Raw genomic sequence first — 24,157 nt, forward strand, 5'->3', positions numbered from 1 at the left:
GTGAAGGAGGGGACATGGACGGCTTGGTCCTGACCTGCGACCACGACGGGCGGCTGCGCGCCTTGCACCGGGTGGGGGCCGGACTGCCAGGATTGACCGGAAAGCCCGGCACGCCCTTTCCGGCCCTGTTCGGCCCGGACGCGGTGGCGGGGGCGCTGGACCTGTTCAGCGGCCTGCGGAAGTCGGGCCGGGCGCTCGATCATCCCGTGCCCAGCCGGCTCGACCCTGCCGGGGTGCTCCATGTCAGCGGACTGAGCGACGCGGAGGGCATGGTGCTGGCCGTGACGCGGGCGCCCGGCGGGTTCCCGGCGCTGACGGAAGCGCTGGACGCGCTCAATCCGCGGCTGGCCCGGCGGCTCGCCCCCCTCGGGTCGGCGGTTGCGACGCCGGAGCTTCCCGGCGCGGACGCGCTGTTCGACGAGATGACCCTCCTCAACAACGAACTCGCCAACGTCCAGCGGGCGCTCGCCAAGGCCAACGCCGAACTGGCCGCCAGCAACGAGCAGAAGAACCGGCTGATGGGCATGCTGGCCCACGATCTGCGCACGCCGCTCCAGGTCGTCGTCGGCTTCGCGGAGCTGTTGGAGCAGCGGCTGGACGGGCGGCTGGAGGCGACGGAGCGCGCCTGCCTGGAGCGTATCCGGGAATCCAGCCTGTCGATGCGCCACATGGTGGAGGACGCGCTGTCCCTGGCGGCGCTCCAGGCGGGGCGGCTGCGGCTGGCGCGGCGACCGTCCGATCTGGCGGCGCTGGTCCGGCGGAACGTCTCGATGAATCGCGTGTTGGCCGAGGGCAAATGCATCACCATTGAGCTGTCCGTGCCCGAACGCCCGTTGCCCATGGCCGACGTCGATCCGGCCAAGCTGGATCAGCTTCTCAACAACCTCCTGTCGAACGCCGTCAAATACTCCGACCGGGGCGGGCGGGTTCGCGTCGCCCTCAGCGAGGCCGCGGGGGAGGTGGGCGGCGAAGGGGGCGGCCGGGCGCGCTTGCGCGTGTCCGACGACGGGCGTGGCATTCCTCCGGCCGAGCTGGCGCAGCTTTTCCAGCCCTTCGCCCGCACCGGCCGGCTGGGCACCGAGGGGGAAGGGACGGTCGGCCTCGGCCTGTACATTTGCCGCTCCATCGTCGAGGGGCATGGCGGGCGCATCACCGCCGATTCGGCGCCGGGGCGCGGCTCGACCTTCACGGTGGACCTGCCGTTGGTGGCATCATCCCCTTGAGAGGCGGGGCATTCCACAGACGGGCTGGCGCGCCGACCGGCGATGCTGTAAAAGGAGCCCTTACGATGTTGCGACGCGAAAGGTCCATGGGTTTACCCTTCCGCCGTTTCGGGCGGCCTCCGTGGGGAGCGCCGTGAGCGACGGCCGACCTCCCGACACGTCCCCGGACCTTCGGCCTCCGGAGGGCGTCGACCGCGGCGATGCCGCGACCACCGGTTTCCCGCCGGTGAACCCCGCTTCGGCGGTGCTGGACGATTTCCTGAACCACGACCATGGCGCGCGGATCGCGCTGGGCGACCTCGTGGGCATTCTGGGCGACCGCGCCTTCGGCGCCCTGCTTCTGATCCTGTCCATTCCGAACATCCTGCCGGTGCCGGGCCTGTCCACGGCGACCGGCCTGCCGATGCTGCTGATCGGCGCCCAGATCGCCGCCGGGCGCGACCGCCCCTGGCTGCCGCGACGGCTGGCCGCCCTCACGCTCGACCGCGACGCCTTCCTGCGCGTGATCGCGAAGGCGAAGCCCCACGTCGACCGGCTGGAGCGGCATCTCCGCCCGCGCCTTCCGGCGATGACCGCCCCGACGGCGGAGCGCCTGCTCGGCGTGGCCGTGATGATCCTGGCCGGAATCCTGGCCCTTCCCATCGTTTTCGGCAACCAGCCGCCGGCCTTCGCCATCGCGCTGATCGCGCTGGGGCTGATCGAGAAGGATGGGGCCTTCGTCATCGCCGGCCTGATTGCCGGGCTGATCGCCATCGTCATCGTCGCCGCCGTCCTGTTCGGTTTCGGGCAGGCCGGCATGCTGATTTTCCACAAACTGTTTTCATAAAAGGGAGCGCCCACGGGCTCGCCGCCATGATCTGGGAAGTTCTGGTCATCATTTTGCTGATCCTGCTGAACGCCTTTTTCGCGATGTCGGAAATGGCGCTGGTGTCGTCGCGACGCGCGCGGCTTCAGCAGATGGCCGAGGAAACGCGCAGCAAGGGCGCCCGCGCCGCGCTGAAACTGTCGGAGGACCCCGGCAACTTCCTCTCCACCGTGCAGGTCGGCATCACGCTGATCGGCATCATCGCCGGCGCCTATGGCGGCGCGACCCTGGCCGACCGGCTTGGCACCGTCCTGGACGCCAACGTCTCCTGGATCGCCCCCTATGGGCAGCAGGTCGGCTTCGCGCTGGTCGTCGCCGCGATCACCTACCTGTCGCTGATCATCGGCGAACTGGTGCCCAAGCGCATGGCGCTGGTCAACGCGGAGCGCATCGCCGCCGGCGTGGCCGGTCCGATGAGCGTGCTGTCGCGCATCGCCATGCCGCTGGTCTGGCTGCTGGGCGTTTCGACCGAGGGCGTGATGAAGCTGCTGCGCCTGCCCACCGCGCGCGAGCAGACCGTCACCGAGGAGGAGGTCAAGAGCCTCATCAAGGAGGGCACCCAGAGCGGCGTCTTCGAACCCGCCGAGCGGCAGATGATCGAGGGCGTGTTCCGCCTGTCCGACCGCACCGCGCGGTCGATCATGACGCCGCGCCCGGACCTCGTGTGGATCGACCTCGACGACCCGCCCGACGCCATCGCCAAGGAAATCCAGGCCAGCGGCTATTCCCGCTTCCTGGTCTGCCGCGGCGACGTGGACGAGGTGCAGGGCATCGTGTCCAGCAAGGCGCTGCTCAACCAGGCGCTCCAGGGCCGCCGCTTCGACCTGCGCGAGGCCATGGTGGAGCCGCTGATCGTCCATGACGGCACCCCCGTCCTGCGGCTGCTGGAGCTGTTCAAGCAGGCCAGCATCCACATGGCCGTGGTGGTGGACGAGTACGGCAGCGTCGAGGGTATCGCCACCGTGACCGACATCATGGAGGCCATCGCCGGCGAGATGCCCGAACAAGGGCAGGAAGGCGACGGCTTCGCGGTCCAGCGCGAGGACGGCTCCTGGCTGGTGGATGGCATGACTCCGGTGGAGGAGGTGGAGTCGCTGGTCGGCGTGAGGGGGCTGAAGGGCGAGGGCGATTACCACACCATCGCCGGCTTCATGCTCGACCGGCTGGGCCATGTGCCCACCGCCGCGGAGAATTTCCACTGGAACGGCTTGCGCTTCGAGGTCGTCGATATGGACGGTCGTCGCATCGACAAGGTGCTGATCCAGGAGAACGGCGAAATCTCGGAGGGCTGACAGAGCGCTCCGAAGGGCAGCGTCACAACTCGGTGACGCCGCTCTTGGGGATGCGGACCTCGCGGTGGACCGACATGCTGAGCAGAAGCCCCACGCCGATCATCAGCGTCATCATCGCCGACCCGCCGTAGGACACCAGCGGCAGCGGGATGCCCACCACCGGGATCAGGCCGGTCACCATCGACACGTTGACCATCACGTAGAGGAAGAACTGCGCGGTCATGCCGACCGCCACCAGCCGGGCGAACTGGCTGCGGCAGCTCAGCGCGATGACCACGCCGTAGATGAACAGCATCAGGTAGAGCGCCAGCAGGATCAGCGCGCCGACCATCCCGAACTCCTCCGCCAGCACCACGAAGATGAAGTCGGTGTGCTTCTCCGGCAGGAACATCAGCTGGCTCTGCGAGCCGGACATGAAGCCCTTGCCGAACAGCCCACCGGACCCCAGGGCGATCTTCGACTGGAGGATGTTGTAGCCGGCGCCGAGCGGATCGGTCTCCGGGTCGAGGAAGGTGTAGACGCGCTGCTTCTGGTAATCGTGCAGGAATTCCCAGGCGACGGGGATCGCCGCCAGCCCGCCGCCGATGACCAGCAGGAACTTCCAGATCCTCACGCCCGCCGCGAAGAAGACGGCCCCGCTGCCCATGATCAGCAGCAGCGAGGTGCCCAGGTTCGGCTGCATCAGCACCAGCGCCACCGGGACGAAGACCAGCAGCAAGGGCGGGATCAGCAGCAGCGGGCGGCCGATCTGGTCCAGCGAGATGCCGTGGAAGTAACGGGCCAGCGCCAGGGTCAGGGCCGGCTTCATCAGCTCCGACGGCTGGAGCTGGAAGAAACCCAGGTCGATCCAGCGCTGGGCGCCCATGCCGATGCGGCCCATCAACTCCACCGCGACCAGCAGGCAGAGTACGATCAGGAAGATGGCGTAGGCCGACTTCATCAGATGCCGCACGTCGACCAGCGCGATCATCAGCATCAGGACGAGGCCGGGGACGGCGCGCACGAGTTGCGGCTGCGCCCAGGGCTTCCAGTTGCCGCCGGCGGCCGAGTAGAGCAGGGCCACCCCGACCGACGTGATGACGCAGACCAGGAGCACCAGCCCCCAGTTGATCATGCGGAACTTGCTGCCGAGCGTCAGTTCCGGGCGCTGCGGGGCCAGCCCGCCCGACCCGTGGTTCGAAAGGACCGCGACCATGAGGAAACGTTCGTTGTGTCCGGGGGCGTCCGTGCCGGAAGGGCAAGCGGCGACGCCTTGCGCGGCGGATACTGCACCAGCGTCGCCCTCCGGTAAAGCCGCCCGGTCCCCCGGCCCCGCAAAAGGCACGGGGTCTGCTTACCATGCGGGACGCCTTTGTCCTCGACATTCGGGCAATGACGCTTGGGCTTCGACTCTGCCCCCTCCCTAACCCTCCCCCTCTCCGAGGTGGAGGGGACGGACGCCGCTTCGCTTAAGGCACCCTCTCCCTCGAAGAGGGGGAGGGCCGGGGAGGGGGCACACCCTCAGAACTGCTTCAGCAGGCGGTCGATGTACTCGCGCTCCATCTGCGGGCGGCCGTACTGGCCGGAGCGGCGGCGCAGCTCGTCGAGGATTTCGCGGGCGCGCTGGAGTTCGGCCTCCTCGGGGATCTTCACGTCCTCGTTGTTGTAGTTGCCGAAGCCCGAGGGACGGCGGCCCAGCGGGTCGCGGTTGCGGCCCTGGCCCTGGCGCTGCTGCGCCTGTCCGGGCTGCTGCCCGCTCATCGCCGGACCCTGCTGGCCCATCATCTGCTGCATCATCTGCTCGGCCATCGCCTGCATGCCCTGCTGAAGCTCGTCCATCGCCTGGGTCTGCGACGGAACGGCGGAGCCGGGCTGTCCCTGCTGGAGCGCTTGGCCGGCGTCGCGCATGGCCCGCTCGGCGCGGCCCAGCGGGCGGGGGATCTCTCCGCCCTGCTGCTCGCCCATGCGGCGCATCAGCTCGCCGAGCTGGCGGCGCAGCGCTTCCTGCTGTTCGGCCTGCTGCTGCATCAGCGGGCTGCCGGACTGGCCCTGCTGGCCTTGCTGCCCCTGCTGCGGACGGCCCTGGCGGTTACGCGGCCCCTGCTGCTGGCCCTGCTGCCCGTCCTGCTGACCCATCTGCTCCTGCGACTGGCGGAAGGTCTGGTCGAGCAGCTGCTGCTGCCGCTGCGTCAGCTCCTGAAGCTCGCGCATCATTTGCGCCGCCTCGTTCTGGCCCTGCTGCTGCATCTGGGCCATGGCGCCGTTGCGCATCTGCTCCATCATCTGCTGGAGCTGGGACAGCATCTGCCGCGCCGCGTCGCGGGCGCCGGTCTCGGCCATCTGCCGCATCTGCTCCATCATGCGCTGAAGGTCCTGGCGGTCCATCATCTGGTCGGCCATTTCCGGCGGCACCATGGGGATTTGCTCGCCGCGCTCCAGCGCCTCGCGCATCTGCTGCTCCATGGCGTCGAGGAACTTGTCGAGCGCCGCCTGAAGCTCGTCCATCAGCTTCTTCAGCTCCTGGTCGTCGGCACCGCGCTCCAGCGCCTCGGCAAGGCGTTGCTCGGCGTCGCGCAGGTCGCGCTCGGCCAGCGACAGGCCGCCGTCCTCGATGCGCAGCGCGGTCTCCCACAGCAGTTGCTGGACGGCGGGGACGGAGGCCCCCTCCTCGTCGAGCAGCAGGCGGTTCACCGCGGTGCGCATCGCCAGGAAGGCCACCAGATCGCCGCCGAACTGGCTGGGCCGGGAGGAAATCTCGGCCAGGGCGCGGGCCACTTCGATGCGGAGCTGCTGCGGCCGCAGGGTCAGCTTCTTGCGCTCCTCCACGATGGCGCGGGCGACCGGGTGGTTGAAGACGCGCTCCGGCAGGACCATCGCCACGTCCTCCGTGCTGCCGGTCTGGCCGGCGCCGTCGAGGGCGGTCAGGCGGATGGTGACGTTCAGCCCGGCCCAGGGATGGGCGGTCAGGTCGTGGAAGGCGGCGTTGCGCGCCTCGCGCGGGCGGACGCCGGGCAGGGCCAGCGGCAGCTCCAGCGGGCTGCGGTCGAGCGCCGGGGCTTCGCCCTCCGGCAGGTCCAGCCGGACGACGGCCTTGGCCTCGGCCAGCCCGTAATCGTCCTGCGCGGTGTAGTCCAGCCGCAGCGCGCCGCGCTCCCCCTTGGCCGGGGGGCTGGCGTAGGCGATGGTCGGCGGGTTGTCCGGGATGATCCGCACATTCCAGCCGCCCAGCAGGGTGGACCCCTGGGTCACGGCGATGCGGTTGCCGTCCTCGATGGGCTGCTGGATCTGGAAGGTGGACGAGTCCACCGCCTCGAAGGACGCGGACTTGCTGCCGGCCTCCAACGATGGCGTGCCGCCGCCGCCGGTGACGCGGGCCAGCACGAGGCTGCCCTTGGGAACCGGCACGGGGTCGGCAAGGCTCGGCGTGTGGGCGGGGTTGGCCGACTTCAGGAAGACCGGTGGCAGGCCGGTGTATTCCGGCGGCGTCACCCAGAGGTCGAGCGTCGCGACGGACGCCGTCGCCGTTCCGCCGAAATGCGGGGTGATGGCGGCGGCCAGACGCGGCTTCCAGTCGCCCCAGGTCGCGCCGCCCGCGGCGACCAGCACGAGGGCGACCAGAGCGCGCAGGGCGTAGCGGTCCTGGGCGGCGAGGCCGTCCGACAGCGGCATGGCGACGCGCAGCCGCCGCATGGCGGCGCGCACCCGCTCCTGGTGCAGGCGCCACAGCTCCGCGGCGACGGGGTCGTTGCCGGAGGGCCTGTCGCGCAGCGCGTGGAGGGGACGGTGGGGCAGGCCGCTGTCGCGCTCCAGCCGGCGGCGGGCGGCGTCCTCGTCCGGCAGGCGGAAGGCGCGCAGCCCGCGCCACGCCGTCCAGCCGATGGCGGCGACGAACAGCAGCAGGACCAGCGCGTGCAGCCAGCCCGGCAGAAGCAGGAAGACGTTCAGCAGGGCCAAAGCGAGGAAGGCCCCGGCGATGGTGATGGGCGCCCAAAGCGCCGGCCACAGACGTTCCCAGAGCAGGGCGGCGCGGGCCTGCCCCATGCGGAGGCGGGGTTCCCGCGGAACAGGGGCGGGGGGCGCCTCCTTGCGCAGGGGGAACCGGAACCCGTCGTTGCTGTCGCTCATCCCGCACTCCCGTCCAGCCGGTTGCCGCAGTCCTGGTCCCGGCCTGGGGGAGAGGCGGCAGCCGGGGACCCGTCAGGATATAGGCTCTGCCGCGCCGGATTTCCCGGCCCGGCCATCGAGCCATTCACCAAACCACTTGTCCATGACCAGAATATGGCCGCAGAGCCACATCTCGACATAGCTCTGGAGGAACTGGACCTCCTCCAAATCGCGTTCTTCGGAGTCGGATTGCCGGCGGACGAAGTCGGCGAAGGTGTCGTGCATCTTCTTGTGCTTCGCGTAGTCGGGGTACCCGATGGCGTGCATCAGCCCTTCCTCGCGGCGGAAATGATAGGCCGAGTAATCGGCCAGCTCACGCAGGAAGCGGTTCGCGGATTCCCGGGTCTCGCCGGCGGCGATGGCCGCGCTGAACTGGTTGAACAGCTGAAACAGGCGCTGGTGGTCTCCGTCCACTGCGCTCTGGCCGATGGCATAGGCCGCGTCCCACTCCATGATCTTCCCCGCCCGTTTCTCGAACGGGGAATCATACGCCTTACGGGTGATTCTGTGCAGCGGTTATTGCGCGCTGCGGGCGCTCCCGGTTCAACCTCTGTGCCGGTCGGCCCACAGATAGACGTCGGCTTTGGCGATTCCCGTGAATTCCGCGATGGCGCCATAGGCCTGCGCGTCGATGCGGATGTCCTCCTGGTAGTAGGCGAGGAAGCAGATGCGCCAATCGTTGGCGGGCTTCGCCAGGACGAGCTGGCGCAGCTTGGACGAACAGCCCGGCGCCCAGGCGCCGCCGGCCATCTGCCGGGCCGGGGAGCGGTCCATGCAGGGACTCTTGGTCAGCAGGATTTCGACGGTGTCGGGTTCCAGCCCGTTGTTCTGCGCGACATAGCCGGCCCAGTTGACGATCAGCGCCTCCTCGGCGTGCGCCGCGCCGCCGCCGGGGACGGTGTTCTGGCCGTTGGGCAGGGAGTTGAGCGTCCAAAGGAGAGTGTCGTCCTCGTTCCAGCGCATGACCAGCGCGACGAGGTTGGGGTCCTGGGCGACGGCCAGGGTGATGTCGGCGACGGCGTTGCGGAAGGCGCCGTTCAGGCGGATGGATGTCATGGAAAGGGGCTCCCCTTGGGTTGGATGCCCCCTTCCTGACGGTCTTCGGCCGGTGTGCGTGAAGGGCCGGATTGAAAGGCCGGATCAGGCCTTAAGCCAATCCGGCACGCGGTCCAGCGCCAGCAGCTCCTCCACCGACACGCGCGGCCGGATGACGGAGAACCGGTCGCCGTTCACCAGCACCTCCGGGATCAGCGGGCGGGTGTTGTAGGTGGAGGACATGACCGCGCCATAGGCCCCCGCCGACAGGATCGCCACCAGCTCGTCCGGCGCCATGGCCGGCAGCGCGCGCTGGAGCGCGAAGGTGTCGCCGCTCTCGCAGACCGGACCGACGACGTCGTAGGGCTCGGTGGCGGCGCCCTTGGCGGGCTCGGTCACCGGGACGATGCCGTGGTAGGCCTCGTAGAGGGTGGGACGGATCAGGTCGTTCATCGCCGCGTCGAGGATGACGAAGCGGCGGTGCAGCCCCTGCTTCAGGTAGATCACCCGTGACACCAGGATGCCGGCGTTGCCGACCAGCGAGCGGCCCGGCTCCAGCGAGATGCGGCAGCCGAGGTTGCCGGTGATCGACTTCACCATGGCGGCGTAGTCGGCGATGTCCGGCGGCGCCTCGTGCTTGTAGACGATGCCCAGCCCGCCGCCGAGGTCGAGGCGGGTGATGTCGTGCCCGTCCTCGCGCAGGACATGGAGCAGCGCCGCCACCCGCTCGTAGGCGGCGCGGAAGGGGGCAAGGTCGGTCAGCTGCGACCCGATGTGCACGGCGATGGCCACCGGCTTGATCCCCGGCAGCTTGGCGGCCTGGGCGTAGACCTCCCGCGCGTGGTCGTAGTCGACGCCGAACTTGTTCTCCTTCTTGCCCGTCGCGATCTTGGCGTGGGTCTTGGCGTCCACGTCCGGATTTACGCGGAAGGCGATGGGCGCGGTGACGCCCAGGCTGACCGCGACCTCCGACAGGGCCTCCACCTCCGGGATGGATTCCACGTTGATCTGGTGGATTCCGGCCTCCAGCGCGGCGCGCATCTCCTCGCGCGTCTTGCCGACGCCGGAGAAGATGATCTTGCCCGCCGGGATGCCGCCGGCCAACGCCCGCTGCATCTCGCCGCCCGACACCACGTCGGCGCCGGCGCCGAGGCGGGCGAAGGCGCGGATGACGGCGAGGTTGGAGTTGGCCTTCACCGCGTAGCAGACGTCGGCGTCCTGGCCCGCGAAGGCCCCGGCATAGGCGCTGTAATGCGCCTCCAGCGCCGCCGTGGAATAGCAGTAGAAGGGCGTGCCGACCTCCGCCGCGATGGTGGACAGCGGCACGGACTCGGCGTGCATCACGCCGTTGCGGTAGGCGAAGGCGCTCATGGGAAGCGGGCTCCGGAGGACGGCTGACCGGGCTTGGGGTCGGTCTTCGGGTTCGGGTAGGTGCTGGGGAAGCGGTCGGCTTCCTTGCCCTGCGGGGGATCGACGAAGCTCGGCTTCTTGCCGCAGCCGGCCAGCGCCAGCGCGACGGCGGCGGTCGCCAGGATCAGCAGCGGGCGTCTCACAGGAAGCGCTCCCGCGCCGCCGCGACGGCCTCGCGCACGCGGACGGGGGAGGCGCCGCCGAAGCTGCGCCGGCTGTCCAGCGACGCCTCGATGCTCAGCGCCGGGAAGACGGATTCGGTGATGCGCGGCTCGATGGCCTGCAACTCCTCCAGCGTCAGGGCGGTCAGGCCGACGCGCTTGTCTTCCGCCGCCTTCACGGCGCGCCCGGTGATGTGGTGCGCCTCGCGGAAGGGGATGTTCAGCTCCCGCACCAGCCAGTCGGCGAGGTCGGTGGCGTTGAGGAAGCCGCGGTCGGTCGCCTCGCGCAGCGCCGGCACGTTCGGCTGCATGTCGCGCACCATGCCTTCCATGGCGGCGATGCACAGGGCCAGCGTGTCGTCGGCCTCGAAGACCGGCTCCTTGTCCTCCTGCATGTCCTTGGAATAGGCCAGCGGCAGGCCCTTCATGGCGACCAGCAGGCTGTTCAGGCTGCCGATCACCCGGCCGGCCTTGGCGCGCACCAGCTCCGCCGCGTCCGGGTTCTTCTTCTGCGGCATGATCGATGAGCCGGTGGTGAAGGCGTCCGTCAGCTTGATGAAGCGGAACTGGGCCGAGCACCACAGCACAATCTCCTCCGCGAAGCGGGAGAGGTGCATGCCGCAGATGCTGGCGGCGGCCAGATACTCCAGCGCGAAGTCGCGGTCGGACACGGCGTCCAGCGAGTTCGCCGTCGGCCGGTCGAAGCCCAGCGCCTTCGCCGTCATGAAGCGGTCGATGGGGTAGGGCGTGCCGGCCAGCGCGGCGGAGCCGAGCGGGCACTCGTTCAGCCGGGCGCGGGCGTCGCGCAGTCGGCCGCGGTCGCGCCCGAACATCTCCACATAGGCCAGCAGATGGTGGCCGAAGCTGACCGGCTGGGCGGCCTGGAGGTGGGTGAAGCCCGGCATTACGGTGTCGGTGTGCTTCTCCGCCAGATCGATGAGGGCGGCCTGGAGCGCCTTCAGCCCCTGGTCGGCGCGGTCGAGCGCGTCGCGCACCCACAGCTTGAAGTCGGTCGCCACCTGATCGTTGCGCGACCGCCCGGTGTGCAGGCGCTTGGCCGGCTCGCCGATCAGCTCGGCCAGCCGGGCCTCCACGTTCATGTGGATGTCCTCCAGCTCCACCTTGAAGGTGAAGGCTCCGGAGTCGATCTCTTCCTTGACCCGGTCCAGCCCATCGCGGATGGCATCGGCGTCGGCCTGGGTTATGATGCCCTGGCGCGCCAGCATGGCGGCGTGGGCCTTCGACCCGGCGATGTCCTGGTCGGCCAGCCGCTTGTCGAAGCCGATGGAGGCGTTGATCCTCTCCATGATGGCGGCGGGGCCGCGGGCGAAGCGGCCGCCCCACATCTGGCTGGCGGCGCGGTCTTGTGAGTTCGGCTTGGGCTGTTCGGCGCTCATGGCGGACACAATACGGATGGGAGGACGGGAAGCGTGAGTATGCGGACTTTGGCGGCCACCGCAATCTTTTGTGTGACGCTGGGCGGTGCCGGGCTGTGGATGGCGCTGGCCGGGCCGTCGGCCCCGCCGCCTCCCGCCGTGCTGACGCTGGACCAGCCCTCTCCCGGGGTGACGGCGGTGGGTCTCGACAAGTTCCGTTACATGGAGCCGCTGGCGCCGGTGCCGGAGCTGCCCTTCCTGGACGGCGAGGGGCGCCGGGTCGACCTGTCGGAGTTCAAGGACCGTCTGGTCCTGCTGAACCTCTGGGCGACGTGGTGCGCGCCCTGTGTGAAGGAGATGCCGGCGCTCGACCGCCTCCAGGCGCAGCTGGGTGGGCCGGGCTTCCAGGTGGTGGCGCTGTCGGTGGACCGCGGCGGCAAGGATCAGGTGCAGCCCTTCTACCAGCGGACCGGCGTGAAGAACCTCGCCCTCTACCTCGACCCGTCGAGCGCCTCCATGCAGACGCTGAAGCTGCGCGGCCTGCCGACGACCCTGCTGGTGGATCAGGAAGGCCGCGAGCTTGGCCGCATCGAGGGCGCGGTGGAGTGGGATTCGCCGGAGGTCATCGCCTTCCTGCGCAAGCACATGGGCCACGGCGGCGGCCCCAACCGCGACAGCCGCGGCGGGGTGGTGCGGACGGGCGGGTGATGCCGCCCAAGCTCCTTCTCCCAGAGGGGCGAGGAGATTTTATCACTCCGACGATCCGGACGTTCCCGGAGGCGCCTGGGTCTGCGGCGGGGCCGGACCGCGCGCCAACTCGGCCATGATGCCCCGCGCCTCCTCGAAATGGCTGTGCAGCATGGGCAGGGCGTCGCGGGCGAAATCGCCCGTCTCGCCGCCGCGTTCGGCCTGCGCCTCGTACAGCTTGATGGCGCGGGCATGGGTCTCCTCCTCCGCGGCCATGTAGCGGCGATCGAAGGCCTCCTCCGGCGTGTCGCGCAGGCTGGACATGTGGGCGCGAGCGGACAGGCCCAATTCGCGCGGGATGGGAATGCCGTGGCGCAGCGCCATGCCGGCCAGCCGGTCGGTCTTCAGCCCATGGTCGTCGGCCATGCGGCGGGCGAAGCGGCGGACCGGCTCCGTCTCGGCCCGGTCCTGGGCCAGCTTGCCCAGCGCCTGCTCGGCCATGCCGTCGGCCAGCGCCTCGGCAATGAAGTTGCGCTCCTGCCGGGACAGGGTGGAGGGCGACGCCGGGATGGAGCCCGGTGTCTGTGCCAGGGCCGGGCCGGAGAGACCGGCCGCCAGCGGGCCGACCACAAGCATCGCCGTCAGGAAGCCGCGCCGCATCGCCCCCGTCCTTTCCGCCGTTCCCCTGCGGGACGAACAGAGCGCGAGCGCAGCGGTTCCGCAAAAGAACGAAGCCCGCCCCGGTTTCCCGGAACGGGCTTCGCCAAAACGTCCGTTCGGAGCCGCCGCGTCAGCGGGTCGGGACCGGCGGGTTCTTGGAGTAGTCGTAGAAGCCGCGGCCGACCTTGCGGCCGACCCAGCCGGCCTCGACATACTTCACCAGCAGCGGGCAGGGGCGGTACTTGCTGTCGGCCAGACCCTCGTAGAGGACCTGCATGACCGCCAGACAGGTGTCCAGACCGATGAAGTCCGCCAGCTCCAGCGGGCCCATCGGGTGGTTGGCCCCCAGCTTCAGCGCCGTGTCGATGGCCTGGACGCCGCCCACCCCCTCGTAGAGGGTGTAGACCGCCTCGTTGATCATCGGCAGCAGGATGCGGTTGACAATGAAGGCCGGGAAGTCCTCGGCCACCGCCGCGGTCTTGCCGATGTTCGCCGTCAGCTCGGCGATCGCGTTGAAGGTCGCCTCGTCGGTCGCGATGCCGCGGATCAGCTCGACGAGCTGCATCACCGGCACCGGGTTCATGAAATGCATGCCCATGAACTTGGACGGGCGGTCCGTCGAGGCGGCGAGCCGGGTGATCGAGATCGACGAGGTGTTCGTCGCGATCAGCGCCTCGGGCTTCAGGTTGGGGACCAGCTTCTTGAAGATCTCGCGCTTGAGCGCTTCGTTCTCCGTCGCGGCCTCGACCACGAGATCGGCGTCATGGAACACGGACAGGTCGGACCCGGTGGAGATGCGGGCGATCGCCGCCGTCTTGTCGGCCTCCGTCAGCTTCCCCTTCTGAACCTGACGGTCCATGTTCTTGGAGATGGCGGCCACCGACTTCTGCAGAATCTCCGGGCTGATGTCGGAGATGACGACCTCGTACCCCGCCTGCGCGCAGACGTGGGCGATGCCGCTGCCCATCTGGCCGGCACCGATGATGCCAATCTTCTTGATCGTGGACATATGAGCTTTCCCGCTTGTCTTTGGGCCGCTGGTCTTGCGAAGAGGACTGGCCGGTTACGCCTTGTCCAGCGCGGCCGTCAGCTCCGGCACCGCCTTGAACAGGTCGGCGACGAGGCCGTAGTCGGCGACCTGGAAGATCGGCGCCTCCTCGTCCTTGTTGATGGCGACGATGACCTTGCTGTCCTTCATGCCGGCGAGGTGCTGGATCGCACCGGAGATGCCGACGGCGATGTACAGCTCGGGCGCCACGATCTTGCCGGTCTGGCCGACCTGGTAGTCGTTCGGCACGAAGCCGGCGTCCACCGCCGCCCGGCTGGCGCCGACCGCCGCACCGAGCTTGTCGGCCAGCGCCTCCAGCAGCTTGAAGTTCTCGCCCGACTGCATGCCGCGCCCGCCCGACACCACGATCTTGGCCTGGGTCAGCTCCGGACGCTCCGACTTGGTCAGCTCCTGGCCGACGAACTTGGCCGAACCGGCGTCGCCCGTCCCGGCGATGCTCTCGACCGTCGCCGAGCCGCCCGTGGCGGCGGCCGCCTCGAAGGCGGTGGTGCGCACCGTGACGACCTTGATCGGGTCGGCGGACTTCACCGTGGCGATGGCGTTGCCGGCGTAGATCGGCCGCTCGAACGTGTCGGCGGAGACCACCCCGGTGATGTCGGAGATCGCCGCGACGTCGAGCAGCGCGGCGACCCGCGGCAGCAGGTTCTTGCCCTCCGACGAGGCGGCGGCCAGCACATGGCCGTAGCCCTTGGCCAAGCCGACGACCAGCGGTGCGACGTTCTCCGGCAGCGGGTGGGCGTAGGCCGCGTCGTCGGCCAGCAGCACCTTGGCCACGCCGGCCACCTTGGCGGCGGCCTCGGCGACGGCCTGGGCACCCTGGCCGGCGACCAGCACGTGGATCTCTCCGCCGATCTTGGCAGCGGCGCTGACCGCGTTCAGCGTGGCCGCCTTCAGCGCGGCGTTGTCGTGTTCGGCGATGACGAGAATGGACATGTCAGATCACTTTCCCTTCAGAGCACGCTGGCCCTTCAGATCGCGCGGGCTTCGTTCTTCAGCTTGTCGACCAGGGCGGCGACGTCGGCGACCTTGACGCCGGCCTTGCGCTTGGCCGGCTCGGCGACCTTGAGCGTGGTCAGGCGCGGCGCCACGTCGACACCCAGCGCGTCGGGGGCCAGCGTCTCGATGGGCTTCTTCTTGGCCTTCATGATGTTGGGCAGCGAGGCGTAGCGCGGCTCGTTGAGGCGCAGGTCGGCGGTGACCACCGCCGGCAGCGTCAGCTGCACCGTCTCCAGCCCGCCGTCGATCTCGCGGGTCACGGTGACCGAGCCGTCGCCCGGCGCGACCTTGGAGGCGAAGGTGCCCTGCGGCCAGCCCAGCAGGGCGGCGAGCATCTGGCCGGTCTGGTTGCAGTCGTCGTCGATCGCCTGCTTGCCGAGGATGACCAGGGTCGGCCCCTCCTTGTCGACCAGCGCCTTGAGCACCTTGGCGACGGCCAGCGGCTGCGTCTCGGCGTCGGTCTGCACCAGGATGCCGCGGTCGGCGCCCATGGCGAGACCGGTGCGCAGGGTCTCCTGGGCGGCCGTCGGGCCGACGGTGACCACGATGACCTCGGTCGCCTTGCCGGCTTCCTTGAGGCGGACGGCCTCTTCGACGGCGATCTCGTCGAAGGGGTTCATGCTCATCTTCACGTTGGCGGTCTCAACGCCGGAACCGTCCGCCTTGACGCGGATCTTGACGTTGTAATCGACCACCCGCTTGACCGGGACGAGGACCTTCATATCCCACCCTTTTCTTGAATTATGCAGGCGCACCTTCGCCGCTGGCGCCGAATCGGGCAGCTTGTGACAGCGCTGCGACCATAGGAGTTGACGTTTTGGCTGTCAACGCCGCCTACGCCGCAAGCGCGAAGGAGGCGGAATTGCATCAACGGTTTGCGCCCGGAACCCACAGCACGTCGGCCGTTCCGTTGGCGTTCAGTTTCCGGCTCAGCACGAACAGGTGGTCGGACAGGCGGTTGGCGTATTTCACCGCCGCCGGGCTGACCGGTTCCACCTCCGCCAGCTCGGTCATCAGCCGCTCGGCCCGGCGCACCACGGTGCGGGCCAGATGCAGATGCGCCGCCGCCGGTGAGCCGCCGGGGAGAATGAAGGAGTTGAGCGGGGCGAGGTCGGCGTTCATCGCGTCGATCTCGGCCTCCAGCCGGTCCACCTGCGACTCCAGGATGCGCAACGGCGGGTAGGCCGGGTCCTCCGCCTCCGGCGTGCAGAGGTCGGCGCCCAGGTCGAACAGGTCGTTCTGGATTCGCGCCAGCATGGCGTCGGTCTCCGGCTGGTCCGCGGTGTGCAGGCGGACCAGCCCGATGACGGCGTTCGCCTCGTCCACCGTGCCGTAGGCGGTGACGCGGGGGTCATGCTTGGCCACGCGGCGCCCGTCGCCGAGCGAGGTCTGGCCGCGGTCCCCGCCGCGGGTGTAGATGCGGGTCAGCTTGACCATGATTCCTGTGGGTGTCCTCAATCAGCCGTGGGTCAGGATGGCGAGCAGGAACAGCACCAGCGCCACCCCCTGGAGCGCCACGCGCATCCGCATCGCCCGGTTCGATTTGCGCGAATCGCCCTGTCCACCGCGCGCCATGAAAAACAGCCCGGAGAACAGCGACGCCACGACGAGGCCGAGCGCCACGATCAGCAGAAACATGACGAGTCCGTTCATGGCGCCATCATACCTCACGGTCCAGGTTACGCCCACACCGGCCAAACCGGTTACATGGGCATTCCGATGCGAGGCGCCTGTTGCGCTGACGCCCGGTCTTCTTACATTGTCGCGGACGACCCGGACGGCGAGAGGAATTCGGTATGCGGCGGCGGAGTTTCCTGAAGGCGGCGGCGGCCACCGGTCTGGCGGCCTCGGCCGGGGCCTTTCTGACGACGCGCCGCGCCGCGGTGGCCCAGCCGTCGGAAGTGCTGGCCGCCTTCCCCGACAAGTTCGTTTGGGGCGCCTCGACCTCCTCCTACCAGATCGAGGGGGCGGTCACCGCCGGCGGGCGCGGCCCCAGCGTGTGGGACACCTTCAGCCATTCCTTCGGCAAGGTGGCGAACGGCGACACCGGCGACGTGGCCTGCGACCATTACAACCGCTACGCCGAGGATGTGGACCTGATGGCGAAGGCGGGGATGAACGCCTATCGTTTCTCCGTCGCCTGGCCGCGCGTCCAGCCGACCGGCACCGGCCCGGCCAACGCCGAGGGGCTGGACTTCTACGACCGGCTGACCGACGCGCTGCTGGCCAAGGGCATCGCGCCCTGGCCCTGCCTGTACCATTGGGACCTGCCCCAGGCGCTTCAGGACCGCGGCGGCTGGACCAACCGCGACATCGCCGGCTGGTTCACCGACTACGCCCAACTCGTCGCCGCGCGGATCGGTGACCGCGCCAAGCACTGGACCATGCTGAACGAGCCGTCCGTCCACGCCATCTTCGGCCACGGGCTGGGCGGGCACGCGCCGGGAATGACCGGCAAGGGCAACTACTTCAAGGCGATCCACCACCAGAACCTCGCCCAGGGCATGGCGCTGAAGGCTCTGCGCGCCGCAGGCGGGGCCAAGGGCTGGCAGCTCGGCACCGTGCTGTCGCTCCAGCCGGTCTGGCCGGTCGGCGGGCTGGACGCCAATTACGCGGCCTCGCTGATGTGGGACGCGGTGTGGAACCGCGCCTGCCTCGACCCGCTGCTGCGTGGGGAGTATCCGGAGCTTCTGCGCGACGGCTTCGCCCCGCTGGTCAAGGCCGGCGACCTGGAGGCGATCCGCCAGCCCATCGACTTCCTGGGCATCAACTACTACAGCCGGATGCACCAGCAGCCGGACCCGGCGGGCCTGTTCGGCACCGGCTACGGCTCCCCGCCGGAAGGCACGCCGACGACCGGGATGGGCTGGCCGGTGGAGCCCGACGGCATCGCCGAGATCCTGATCGAGCTGAAGCAGGAGTACGGCAACCCCCCGGTCTACGTGATGGAGAACGGTGCCGCCTATCCCGAGCAGATGGGGCCGAAGGGCTTCGTCCAGGACAACGACCGCATCAGCTATCTGCGCCGCCACATGCTGGCCGGTCATCAGGCGCTGGAGGAGGGGGTCGACCTGCGGGGCTGGTTCGTGTGGAGTCTGCTCGACAATTTCGAGTGGGCCGAGGGCTACCAGCGCCGCTTCGGCCTGATCGAAGTGGATCGCCAGACGCTGGAGCGCCGTCCCAAGGCCAGCTACCACTGGTACGCCGACGTGATCCGCAAGAAGGGCGTTCCGACCTCGGTGTAAAAGGGCCCGGCGTAAAGGGATGGGGTTGCGATCATGGCGCCTGTTGCCGCCGGCCAGCCGACGCGCTTCGCCATTCAGAAGGCGCGCGGCAAGGGCTGGAAGACGCTGGAGGTCGGGGAGGACCTCGACCACGCCCGCGCCCGCTTCAACCTGATGGTGCGGGTGAACCCGCGCGCCTATTTCCGCCTGATTCAACTCGACCACAACGCCGGAGCCGGCGGCGACGGCATCGAGTTCAACTGGAAGCTCATCGAGCTGCACGACCCGAACCAGGGAGGAACGGCCGGGGCGGGCCGGCAAGGCGTTCAGGCGAGGACGGCGCCCCGCTCCGCCGCCAGGGCCAGGACCGCGGCCAAGGGGCCGCAGCGGCGGGAGACGGTCCCGCTGCCCCTGAAATTCTACGCCGCGGTGGTGCTGGCCGGGCTGCTGATCGGCGGGGTGCTGTATCTGCGCTACGGCCTGCCGGGGCCATGACGGGCGCTCAATCCTCGGCGGTGTAGCCCTTGCGGCGCATGCACAGGGCGAAGATTTCCTTGCGGTAGCGGAACTGCGGCGTCTCAGGCAACGGGCGGTAGGGATAGCCGCGCAGGCGCATGGTGTTGTCCACCTGCTCGGTGCACTCGTCGTAGGCGGCGGTCGCCGTGGTCTCTGTGGCGGTCCACTCCCGGTAGGCCGGGGTGCTGCCGCAGGCCGCCAGCATCAGGATGCCGCCGGCCAGGATCGCGTGTCTCAGAGTCGCCATGCCATGGCCTCCCGCAAAGCGCCCCAGAAGGCACCGTGTGTGGATCTATACCACGTTTTTGCGCGCGCATCGGTTAACGGATGGGGAATCCGCCGCTCCTTCCGGGGGCACCAAGGGGAGGGGGACCTGATGCGGCCGCAACGCAGGCGCACAAAAATCGCGCCCGGAAATCCGCCGCAATCTGGTAACACGGTCGGGCATCCGCGATATTGGGCAAGTGATGTTCGGTTGGCGTCTCGGACGGAGGATGGTCATGACGGGTGGTTCGCACCGCGCGCGCCGCGCGGTCGCGTTGGCTGTGGTAATGCCGGTTCTGGCGACGGGTCTGCTGGCGGGCGCTCCAGTTCGGGCGCAATCGACCGCGGACATCCAATGGGCCCAGACCATCCTGAAGGACAAGGGCTACAACATTGGCGGGCGGGCCAACGGCCAGATGCACGCCGAGACGAAGGCCGCGCTCGGCAAGTATCAGGCTGCCCACGGACTGCCGGTGACCAACCAGCTCGACAAGGCGACCATCGCCAAGATGATGGGCGAGCGGGAGGGCAAGGCCCCCGCCACGGTCGGGAACCTCGCCCAGCAGAAGGTCGGCGGCGGCGGTCCCGGACAGGCGCCGCGCGAGCCGCAGCGCGAGGTGGTGCCCCGCGCCGCGCCCACCCAGCGGATCGACGGCGGGACGGGCAGCGTCGGCGGCGGCGCGCAGTTCAGCGCCGGCCCGCCCGTGACCAGCAGCAGTTCTTCGTCGGGCGGGGCCGGGGCTCCCGCTTCGTCGGCCCCCGCCACCTCCGCCACGGCGTCTTCACAGGGGCCGGTGCCGCAAGCCGCGCCGCGGGCCAGCGTCACCGCGACCACGCCGTCCGGTCAGCCGGTGCCGGTGGTCGAGGCGGCGGCGGACAGCGGGTCGATGCTGCCGGGCTGGGCCGCCAACGGCGCCCGCTACGGCGTGATGGGGGTGATCGGGGCGACGGTGCTCGGCATCGGCTTCGCGTGGTGGCGCAGCGGGCGGGCCAACGCCGCACGGCCGGCGCCGCGCAACGATGGCCCGCGCGATCAGCGCCGCGAGCCGAGCTTCGGCAGCGGCCGCCGCCGGGAGGAGCTGACCACCGGTGCCCTGCCGCCGCTCAGCAGCGGTGGGCGCGGCCGGCGGTAGGACTCCGTCTTCTCAGGCCATCTCGCTTCAGGCCATCTGCGACATCGGGCACATGGCGTTGCCGCAGCCGGACGGGTTGCAGGCGGGCATCGGCGCGGGCGACGGCTTGGACGCGCCGACGCGCGGCGCCATGATCGCCTTCGACACCTCGGTCCCGCCGCAGGACGGGCAGGGCAGGCCGTCGGCCTTGCGGGTGTCGTAATCGGCCATGTTCTTGAACCACTGCTCGAATTCGTGGCCGCAGGCGCAGCGCAGGGCGTACAGGATCATCGGCGGTCTTCCTTGGGTCGTCCTCGGGCGGGCCCGTTGCTGGACAGAAGGACGGAATCCCGCAAAGCGGCGCGATGATCTGCATCAAAGCCGCGGCCAACGGCCCCTCAGCGGTGGGTCGTCACCCCCACCTGCCGGCACATGGACAGCATGGCGCAGGTCGAGCAGCGCGGGCGGTCGCCGGTGCAGATCCATTTGCCGAAGGGCACCAGCCGCTCGTTGATCTCCACCCAGTAATGGCGGGGCAGCAACTCCATCAGCGCGACCATGGTGCGCTCTGGCGTCGGGGCGGCGACGAAGCCCCAGCGGTTGACGATCCGGTGCACATGCACGTCCACCGCCACCGCCGGAATGCCGAAACCGACCGCCAGGGTCAGCGCCGCGATCTTCGGGCCGACTCCGTGGAAGGCCATCAGGGCGTCCGGCGTGTCGGGAACCTCGCCGGCGTGCTCCGTGAGGATGCGGCGGGACAGCGCCCGGATGTCGCGGGCCTTCGGCTCAGGAAAGGTCGCGCCGTCGAGCAGACGGGTCAGCTCCTCCGGCGTCAGGGCGACCATCTGTTGCGGCGTGCGCGCCACCGCGAACAGCCGTTCGCACACCACGATGGTCGTCTCGTCGCGCGTCCGCGCGGAGATCAGGCTGCCGACCAGCTGCTCGAAGGGGCTGCCGTAGCCGCGGTCGCGCAGCGCGAACATGGCGGCCTTCGGGCGTCCGGCCACGGCTTGGCGCAGGCGCCGGAACGCCTCGTCGATGTCGAAGGGGTCCTTGTCGGCGAGAGGGGGCGCGGAGCGCAGAGGCATGATCGGTCGCTGGCATGGTGAAGGGAGCCACACCGAAACAGCGGGCAGGGCAGGGTTGCTCCCCTTTTCCCTTTGCGAGGCCGTACAATTTCAATGAATTAGAAAGTCTTAAATTAGAGGAAGTCGTGGGCATGGCGATGGAGGCGTTCGCCCAGTTTGCAGCGGACCAGTTCGCCTTGCACAAGGCCGGCTGACCGGCCCCCCTTCCTACCCGGCGCTGGAGAACAGCGGGCGGCGCAGGCGCCCGGCGGCGATCTCGGCGCGCAGCGCGTCGGCGTCCATGGCCTGGATGCGCTCCAGCTCCGCCTTGTTGGCGTCGATGAAGGGGTTCCGGTCGGTGGAGTTCTCCGGCCGCGCGTGCTCCAGATGGTAGAGCGGCCCGGGCACCCGCTCGACCCGCAGGCCCAGACGTCGCAGCCGCTCGACGATCTCGTCGTCCTCATAGCCCCAGGAGACGAAGCGCTCGTTGTAGCCGCCCGCCGCCAGCAGCACCGCCCGGTCGAAGAAGGCGCCGCCGCCCGGAGAATCGCGGTGCATCAGCGGGAAGCGCGGGCAGACCGCGTTCAGCGGCGCCGCCGACAGGGTGTGGCCGAAGCGGTGGACCTCCCGTCCCAGAATCCAGAAGAACAGCCCGTTGTAGGGAAAGGCCATGGCCGCCCCGCGGCGCACCGCGTCGCGGGCCAGCGCGTATTGCACGGGGTCGACCACGACGTCGGTGTCGTGCAGGGCGACGATGGGGGTCTCCGCCGCCTCGACCATGCGGTTGAGCAGGTGGGCCTTGTGCGTGAAGGGCGTGTCGTTGCCGGTCAGATGCAGGTGCCGGCAGCGGGCGGCCAACTCCGGCCCCAGCGCGTCGGCGACCTCGCTCGGCCCCGCCTTGTCCTCGCCGATCAGGACGGCGGTGTCGGCGTGCTTGAGGAGGAAGGAGACGATCCAGCGCAGGTTGCGCTTGCGGTCCTCGCTGTCGGCGCGGAAGGGGACCAGGATGGTGACGTCGCGCAGGTCCAGCCGCCCGTCCGGCCCGGCCCCGTCGAGGATCGCCCGGCGGGCGCGGTAGGCCGTGGCCTGCGCCGCCAGCCGGTCGCGCGACCCCTCGTCCCGCGGGTCGATGGCGAGGGCCATCTCGTAGAAGGACACGGCGGCGCCGGGGCGGCCGAGGTCGGCCTCGATGTCGCCCTTCTGCCGCCAGCCGGGCACGAAGTGCGGGTGGCGGGCCAGCAGCGCGTCCAGCACGTCCAGCGCCTCCCCGATGCGGCCGATGGCCTGCAGGGCCTCGCTCAGGTGATATTCGGCGTCGGGAAAGTCGGGGCGCAGCGCCAGCGCACGGCGGTAGGCGGCGATCGCCTCCTCCGTCCGCCAGGCGACGTGGAGCAGGGCGCCGAGGTTGAAGTGCGCGTCGGCGTCTCCGCCGTCCCGCTCCACCGAACGCGCGATCATCGCCATGCCGCGCTCCCGGTCGCCGTCCAGCGCGGCGAGCAGGCCCAGCCGGTGCAGTGCCTCCGGGTTGTCGGGATCGGCGTCCAGGATTCGCCCGTACAGGTCCATCGCCTCGGCCTGCCGCCCGGCCTTCAGATGGTCGAGCGCGATGCCGAGCGCCTCCTCGATGGTCGCCATTCGGTGGGGTCCGTTTCGTCCGTGTGTCGCCTTCCGGTGGATTCCACTTTGACACAAAGGCAATTGCGGGGAAATCATCCGCTCCGGGACCACGCCTCAGGGAAACACCCGATAATGAACGATCATCGCATCAGCAAGAATGGGTCCATGGGAGGACTCACCCGCCGTCAGTTCGGCACCGCCGCGGCCTCGGTCGCCCTCTCGGCCGGCGCGCTCGCCGCCTTCGGCCGGGCGCCGGCCTTTGCGCAGGGCACCGCGCTGAAGGTGGGCGTGCTGCTGCCCCGCTCCGGCCTGCTCGCCCAGGCGGGCCAAGCCTGCCAGCGCGGCGCCGAGATCGCGCCGGCCATCCTCGGCGAACTCGGCTACAAGGTCGAGATCCTGTCCGCCGACACCGAATCGAACGTGGACGTCGCCCGCTCGCGCGCCGAGAAGCTGATCAACGACGGCGCCAACGTCATCGTCGGCGCCTTCGACAGCGGCCAGACGGCTGCCGCAGCGCAGGTCTGCGAACAGCGCGGCGTGCCCCTGGTGATGAACATCGCCGCCGCCGACCGCCTGACCGAGCAGGGCTACAAGACCGTCTTCCGCAACTTTCCGACCTCCACCATGCTCGTCACCAACGGGCTGGCGCTGATGAAGGACCTGTTCGCGGTCAGCGGCGTCACCCCGAAGACGGCGGTGTTCCTGCACGCCAACGACACCTTCGGCATGGCGAACAAGCAGGCGATGGACGCCCTGTTCCCGAAGCTGGACATGCCCTTCGGCATCGTCGACAGCATCTCCTACGACCCCAAGGCCCAGGACCTCGCGGTCGAGGTGGCCAAGGCCAAGGCGACCGGCGCCGAACTCGCCATCGTCACCACCCGCGCCAACGACGCCATCATGCTGGTGCGTGAGATGGTCAAGCAGCGCTGGGAGCCCAAGGGCATCGTCTCTCCCGGCTCGCCCGGCCTGTATGACGAGCAGTTCTACAAGGTGCTGGGCAAGTACGCCGACTACGCCATCACCAACCTGCCCTGGTACGACCCCAAGGCGGAGCTGACCAAGCGCGTCGAGGCGGCCTTCAAGAAGCAGTATCCGAACGACCGCTTCGAGGGCTACGCCTTCAACGTCGCCTTCACGCTGGAGGCGATCCTGGTCGCCGCCGACGCCTTCAAGCGCGCCGGGACCGCGGAACCGGCCACCTTGCTGGAGGCGCTGCGCCAGACCAACCTGAAGGACAAGATGATGGTCGGCCCGGCCATCACCTTCGACGAGAAGGGGCAGAACACCCAACTCGTCTCCGCCTGCCTGCAGAACCGCAACCTGCGCCCGACCGTGGTCCTGCCCAAGGACTCGGCGGAGATGGACCCGGTGTTCCCGATGCCGGGCTGGGGCAAGCGCTCCTGATCGACGGGGAGTGAAAGGGGGGACGCGGTC

At 69.6% G+C, this 24,157-nt stretch carries 25 protein-coding genes; 8 read left to right on the forward strand and 17 right to left on the reverse strand.

Annotation, left to right across the window (positions count from 1 at the left end; translation table 11 throughout):
* Positions 1-14: 14 nt before the first annotated feature.
* The 3 genes from ACWPN7_RS02560 to ACWPN7_RS02570 all read left to right on the forward strand — a co-directional run bounded on the left by ACWPN7_RS02560 (position 15) and on the right by ACWPN7_RS02570 (position 3,380).
* On the forward strand, positions 15-1,223 hold the full coding sequence (locus ACWPN7_RS02560) for a sensor histidine kinase (protein ID WP_051658278.1): 1,209 nt from the start codon (positions 15-17) through the stop codon (positions 1,221-1,223).
* 133 nt (positions 1,224-1,356) lie between these two features.
* Complete coding sequence (locus tag ACWPN7_RS02565) at positions 1,357-2,049, forward strand: exopolysaccharide biosynthesis protein (RefSeq protein WP_149650213.1); 693 nt, start codon at positions 1,357-1,359, stop codon at positions 2,047-2,049.
* A gap of 26 nt (positions 2,050-2,075) precedes the next feature.
* On the forward strand, positions 2,076-3,380 hold the full coding sequence (locus ACWPN7_RS02570) for a hemolysin family protein (RefSeq protein ID WP_040134484.1): 1,305 nt from the start codon (positions 2,076-2,078) through the stop codon (positions 3,378-3,380).
* Between the two features lie 22 nt (positions 3,381-3,402).
* On the opposite strand, the gene rodA is transcribed toward ACWPN7_RS02570, so the two are convergent.
* The 7 genes from rodA to argH form a co-directional block, all read right to left on the reverse strand.
* Positions 3,403-4,575, reverse strand: coding sequence for a rod shape-determining protein RodA (rodA, locus tag ACWPN7_RS02575; protein ID WP_459197838.1), 1,173 nt, complete (start codon positions 4,573-4,575; stop codon positions 3,403-3,405).
* A gap of 305 nt (positions 4,576-4,880) precedes the next feature.
* Positions 4,881-7,484: a TIGR02302 family protein gene (locus ACWPN7_RS02580; RefSeq protein ID WP_459197839.1), complete on the reverse strand. Its 2,604-nt coding sequence runs from the start codon at positions 7,482-7,484 to the stop codon at positions 4,881-4,883.
* Between the two features lie 72 nt (positions 7,485-7,556).
* Positions 7,557-7,976 carry a bacteriohemerythrin gene (locus ACWPN7_RS02585; protein ID WP_051658277.1) on the reverse strand — a complete coding sequence of 140 codons (420 nt, stop codon included), beginning with the start codon at positions 7,974-7,976 and terminating at the stop codon, positions 7,557-7,559.
* A gap of 90 nt (positions 7,977-8,066) precedes the next feature.
* Positions 8,067-8,579 carry a hypothetical protein gene (locus ACWPN7_RS02590; protein ID WP_459197840.1) on the reverse strand — a complete coding sequence of 171 codons (513 nt, stop codon included), beginning with the start codon at positions 8,577-8,579 and terminating at the stop codon, positions 8,067-8,069.
* Between the two features lie 84 nt (positions 8,580-8,663).
* Positions 8,664-9,929, reverse strand: coding sequence for a diaminopimelate decarboxylase (gene lysA / locus ACWPN7_RS02595; protein ID WP_459197841.1), 1,266 nt, complete (start codon positions 9,927-9,929; stop codon positions 8,664-8,666).
* Positions 9,926-10,111 (reverse strand): hypothetical protein, encoded by a 186-nt coding sequence (locus ACWPN7_RS02600; protein WP_459197842.1) that lies wholly within the window; start codon positions 10,109-10,111, stop codon positions 9,926-9,928. Before ACWPN7_RS02600 ends, lysA begins: the two co-directional genes overlap by 4 nt.
* Positions 10,108-11,526 carry an argininosuccinate lyase gene (gene argH / locus ACWPN7_RS02605; protein ID WP_459197843.1) on the reverse strand — a complete coding sequence of 473 codons (1,419 nt, stop codon included), beginning with the start codon at positions 11,524-11,526 and terminating at the stop codon, positions 10,108-10,110. The genes ACWPN7_RS02600 and argH overlap by 4 nt, the downstream gene beginning before the upstream one ends.
* A 39-nt stretch (positions 11,527-11,565) precedes the next feature.
* Between argH and ACWPN7_RS02610 the strand changes: the two genes are divergently transcribed.
* Positions 11,566-12,213, forward strand: coding sequence for a TlpA family protein disulfide reductase (locus ACWPN7_RS02610; RefSeq protein ID WP_103041294.1), 648 nt, complete (start codon positions 11,566-11,568; stop codon positions 12,211-12,213).
* Positions 12,214-12,255: 42 nt separating this feature from the next.
* Here the strand turns inward: ACWPN7_RS02610 and ACWPN7_RS02615 are convergent, their stop codons facing one another.
* The 6 genes from ACWPN7_RS02615 to ACWPN7_RS02640 all read right to left on the reverse strand — a co-directional run bounded on the left by ACWPN7_RS02615 (position 12,256) and on the right by ACWPN7_RS02640 (position 16,570).
* Positions 12,256-12,852, reverse strand: coding sequence for a DUF4142 domain-containing protein (locus tag ACWPN7_RS02615; protein WP_103041293.1), 597 nt, complete (start codon positions 12,850-12,852; stop codon positions 12,256-12,258).
* 130 nt (positions 12,853-12,982) lie between these two features.
* Positions 12,983-13,861, reverse strand: a complete 879-nt coding sequence (locus tag ACWPN7_RS02620) for a 3-hydroxybutyryl-CoA dehydrogenase (RefSeq protein WP_449227098.1) — start codon at positions 13,859-13,861, stop codon at positions 12,983-12,985.
* Between the two features lie 54 nt (positions 13,862-13,915).
* Entirely contained in the window at positions 13,916-14,854 is a 939-nt protein-coding gene (locus ACWPN7_RS02625) for an electron transfer flavoprotein subunit alpha/FixB family protein (protein ID WP_492273105.1), read from the reverse strand.
* 35 nt (positions 14,855-14,889) lie between these two features.
* On the reverse strand, positions 14,890-15,639 hold the full coding sequence (locus ACWPN7_RS02630; RefSeq protein ID WP_103041830.1) for an electron transfer flavoprotein subunit beta/FixA family protein: 750 nt from the start codon (positions 15,637-15,639) through the stop codon (positions 14,890-14,892).
* Between the two features lie 145 nt (positions 15,640-15,784).
* The gene (locus tag ACWPN7_RS02635) at positions 15,785-16,354 is read right to left on the reverse strand and encodes a cob(I)yrinic acid a,c-diamide adenosyltransferase (RefSeq protein ID WP_459196617.1); all 570 of its coding nucleotides are present in this window, start codon (positions 16,352-16,354) and stop codon (positions 15,785-15,787) included.
* Positions 16,355-16,375: 21 nt separating this feature from the next.
* Positions 16,376-16,570, reverse strand: coding sequence for a twin transmembrane helix small protein (locus ACWPN7_RS02640; protein ID WP_014197605.1), 195 nt, complete (start codon positions 16,568-16,570; stop codon positions 16,376-16,378).
* Between the two features lie 143 nt (positions 16,571-16,713).
* On the opposite strand from ACWPN7_RS02640, the gene ACWPN7_RS02645 reads away from it, so the two are divergent.
* Entirely contained in the window at positions 16,714-18,162 is a 1,449-nt protein-coding gene (locus ACWPN7_RS02645) for a GH1 family beta-glucosidase (protein WP_040134472.1), read from the forward strand.
* Positions 18,163-18,195: 33 nt separating this feature from the next.
* Positions 18,196-18,636, forward strand: a complete 441-nt coding sequence (locus ACWPN7_RS02650) for a hypothetical protein (RefSeq protein ID WP_201043541.1) — start codon at positions 18,196-18,198, stop codon at positions 18,634-18,636.
* A gap of 7 nt (positions 18,637-18,643) precedes the next feature.
* Here the strand turns inward: ACWPN7_RS02650 and ACWPN7_RS02655 are convergent, their stop codons facing one another.
* The gene (locus tag ACWPN7_RS02655) at positions 18,644-18,904 is read right to left on the reverse strand and encodes a hypothetical protein (protein WP_040134470.1); all 261 of its coding nucleotides are present in this window, start codon (positions 18,902-18,904) and stop codon (positions 18,644-18,646) included.
* A gap of 253 nt (positions 18,905-19,157) precedes the next feature.
* Here ACWPN7_RS02655 and ACWPN7_RS02660 point away from each other — a divergent pair, with 253 nt between their 5' ends.
* A complete protein-coding gene (locus tag ACWPN7_RS02660) occupies positions 19,158-20,054 on the forward strand; it encodes a peptidoglycan-binding domain-containing protein (protein ID WP_103041643.1) in 897 nt (298 codons plus the stop codon).
* A gap of 27 nt (positions 20,055-20,081) precedes the next feature.
* Here the strand turns inward: ACWPN7_RS02660 and ACWPN7_RS02665 are convergent, their stop codons facing one another.
* From ACWPN7_RS02665 to ACWPN7_RS02675, 3 genes are all read right to left on the reverse strand, one after another.
* Entirely contained in the window at positions 20,082-20,324 is a 243-nt protein-coding gene (locus ACWPN7_RS02665) for a DUF1178 family protein (RefSeq protein WP_040134468.1), read from the reverse strand.
* 107 nt (positions 20,325-20,431) lie between these two features.
* Complete coding sequence (locus ACWPN7_RS02670; RefSeq protein WP_137117093.1) at positions 20,432-21,124, reverse strand: endonuclease III domain-containing protein; 693 nt, start codon at positions 21,122-21,124, stop codon at positions 20,432-20,434.
* Between the two features lie 207 nt (positions 21,125-21,331).
* Positions 21,332-22,738: a tetratricopeptide repeat protein gene (locus ACWPN7_RS02675; protein ID WP_459196618.1), complete on the reverse strand. Its 1,407-nt coding sequence runs from the start codon at positions 22,736-22,738 to the stop codon at positions 21,332-21,334.
* A 147-nt stretch (positions 22,739-22,885) separates the two neighbouring features.
* Between ACWPN7_RS02675 and ACWPN7_RS02680 the strand changes: the two genes are divergently transcribed.
* Entirely contained in the window at positions 22,886-24,127 is a 1,242-nt protein-coding gene (locus tag ACWPN7_RS02680) for an ABC transporter substrate-binding protein (protein WP_247874831.1), read from the forward strand.
* Positions 24,128-24,157: the final 30 nt, after the last annotated feature.

The organism is Azospirillum sp. UENF 312511, assembly GCF_058780635.1.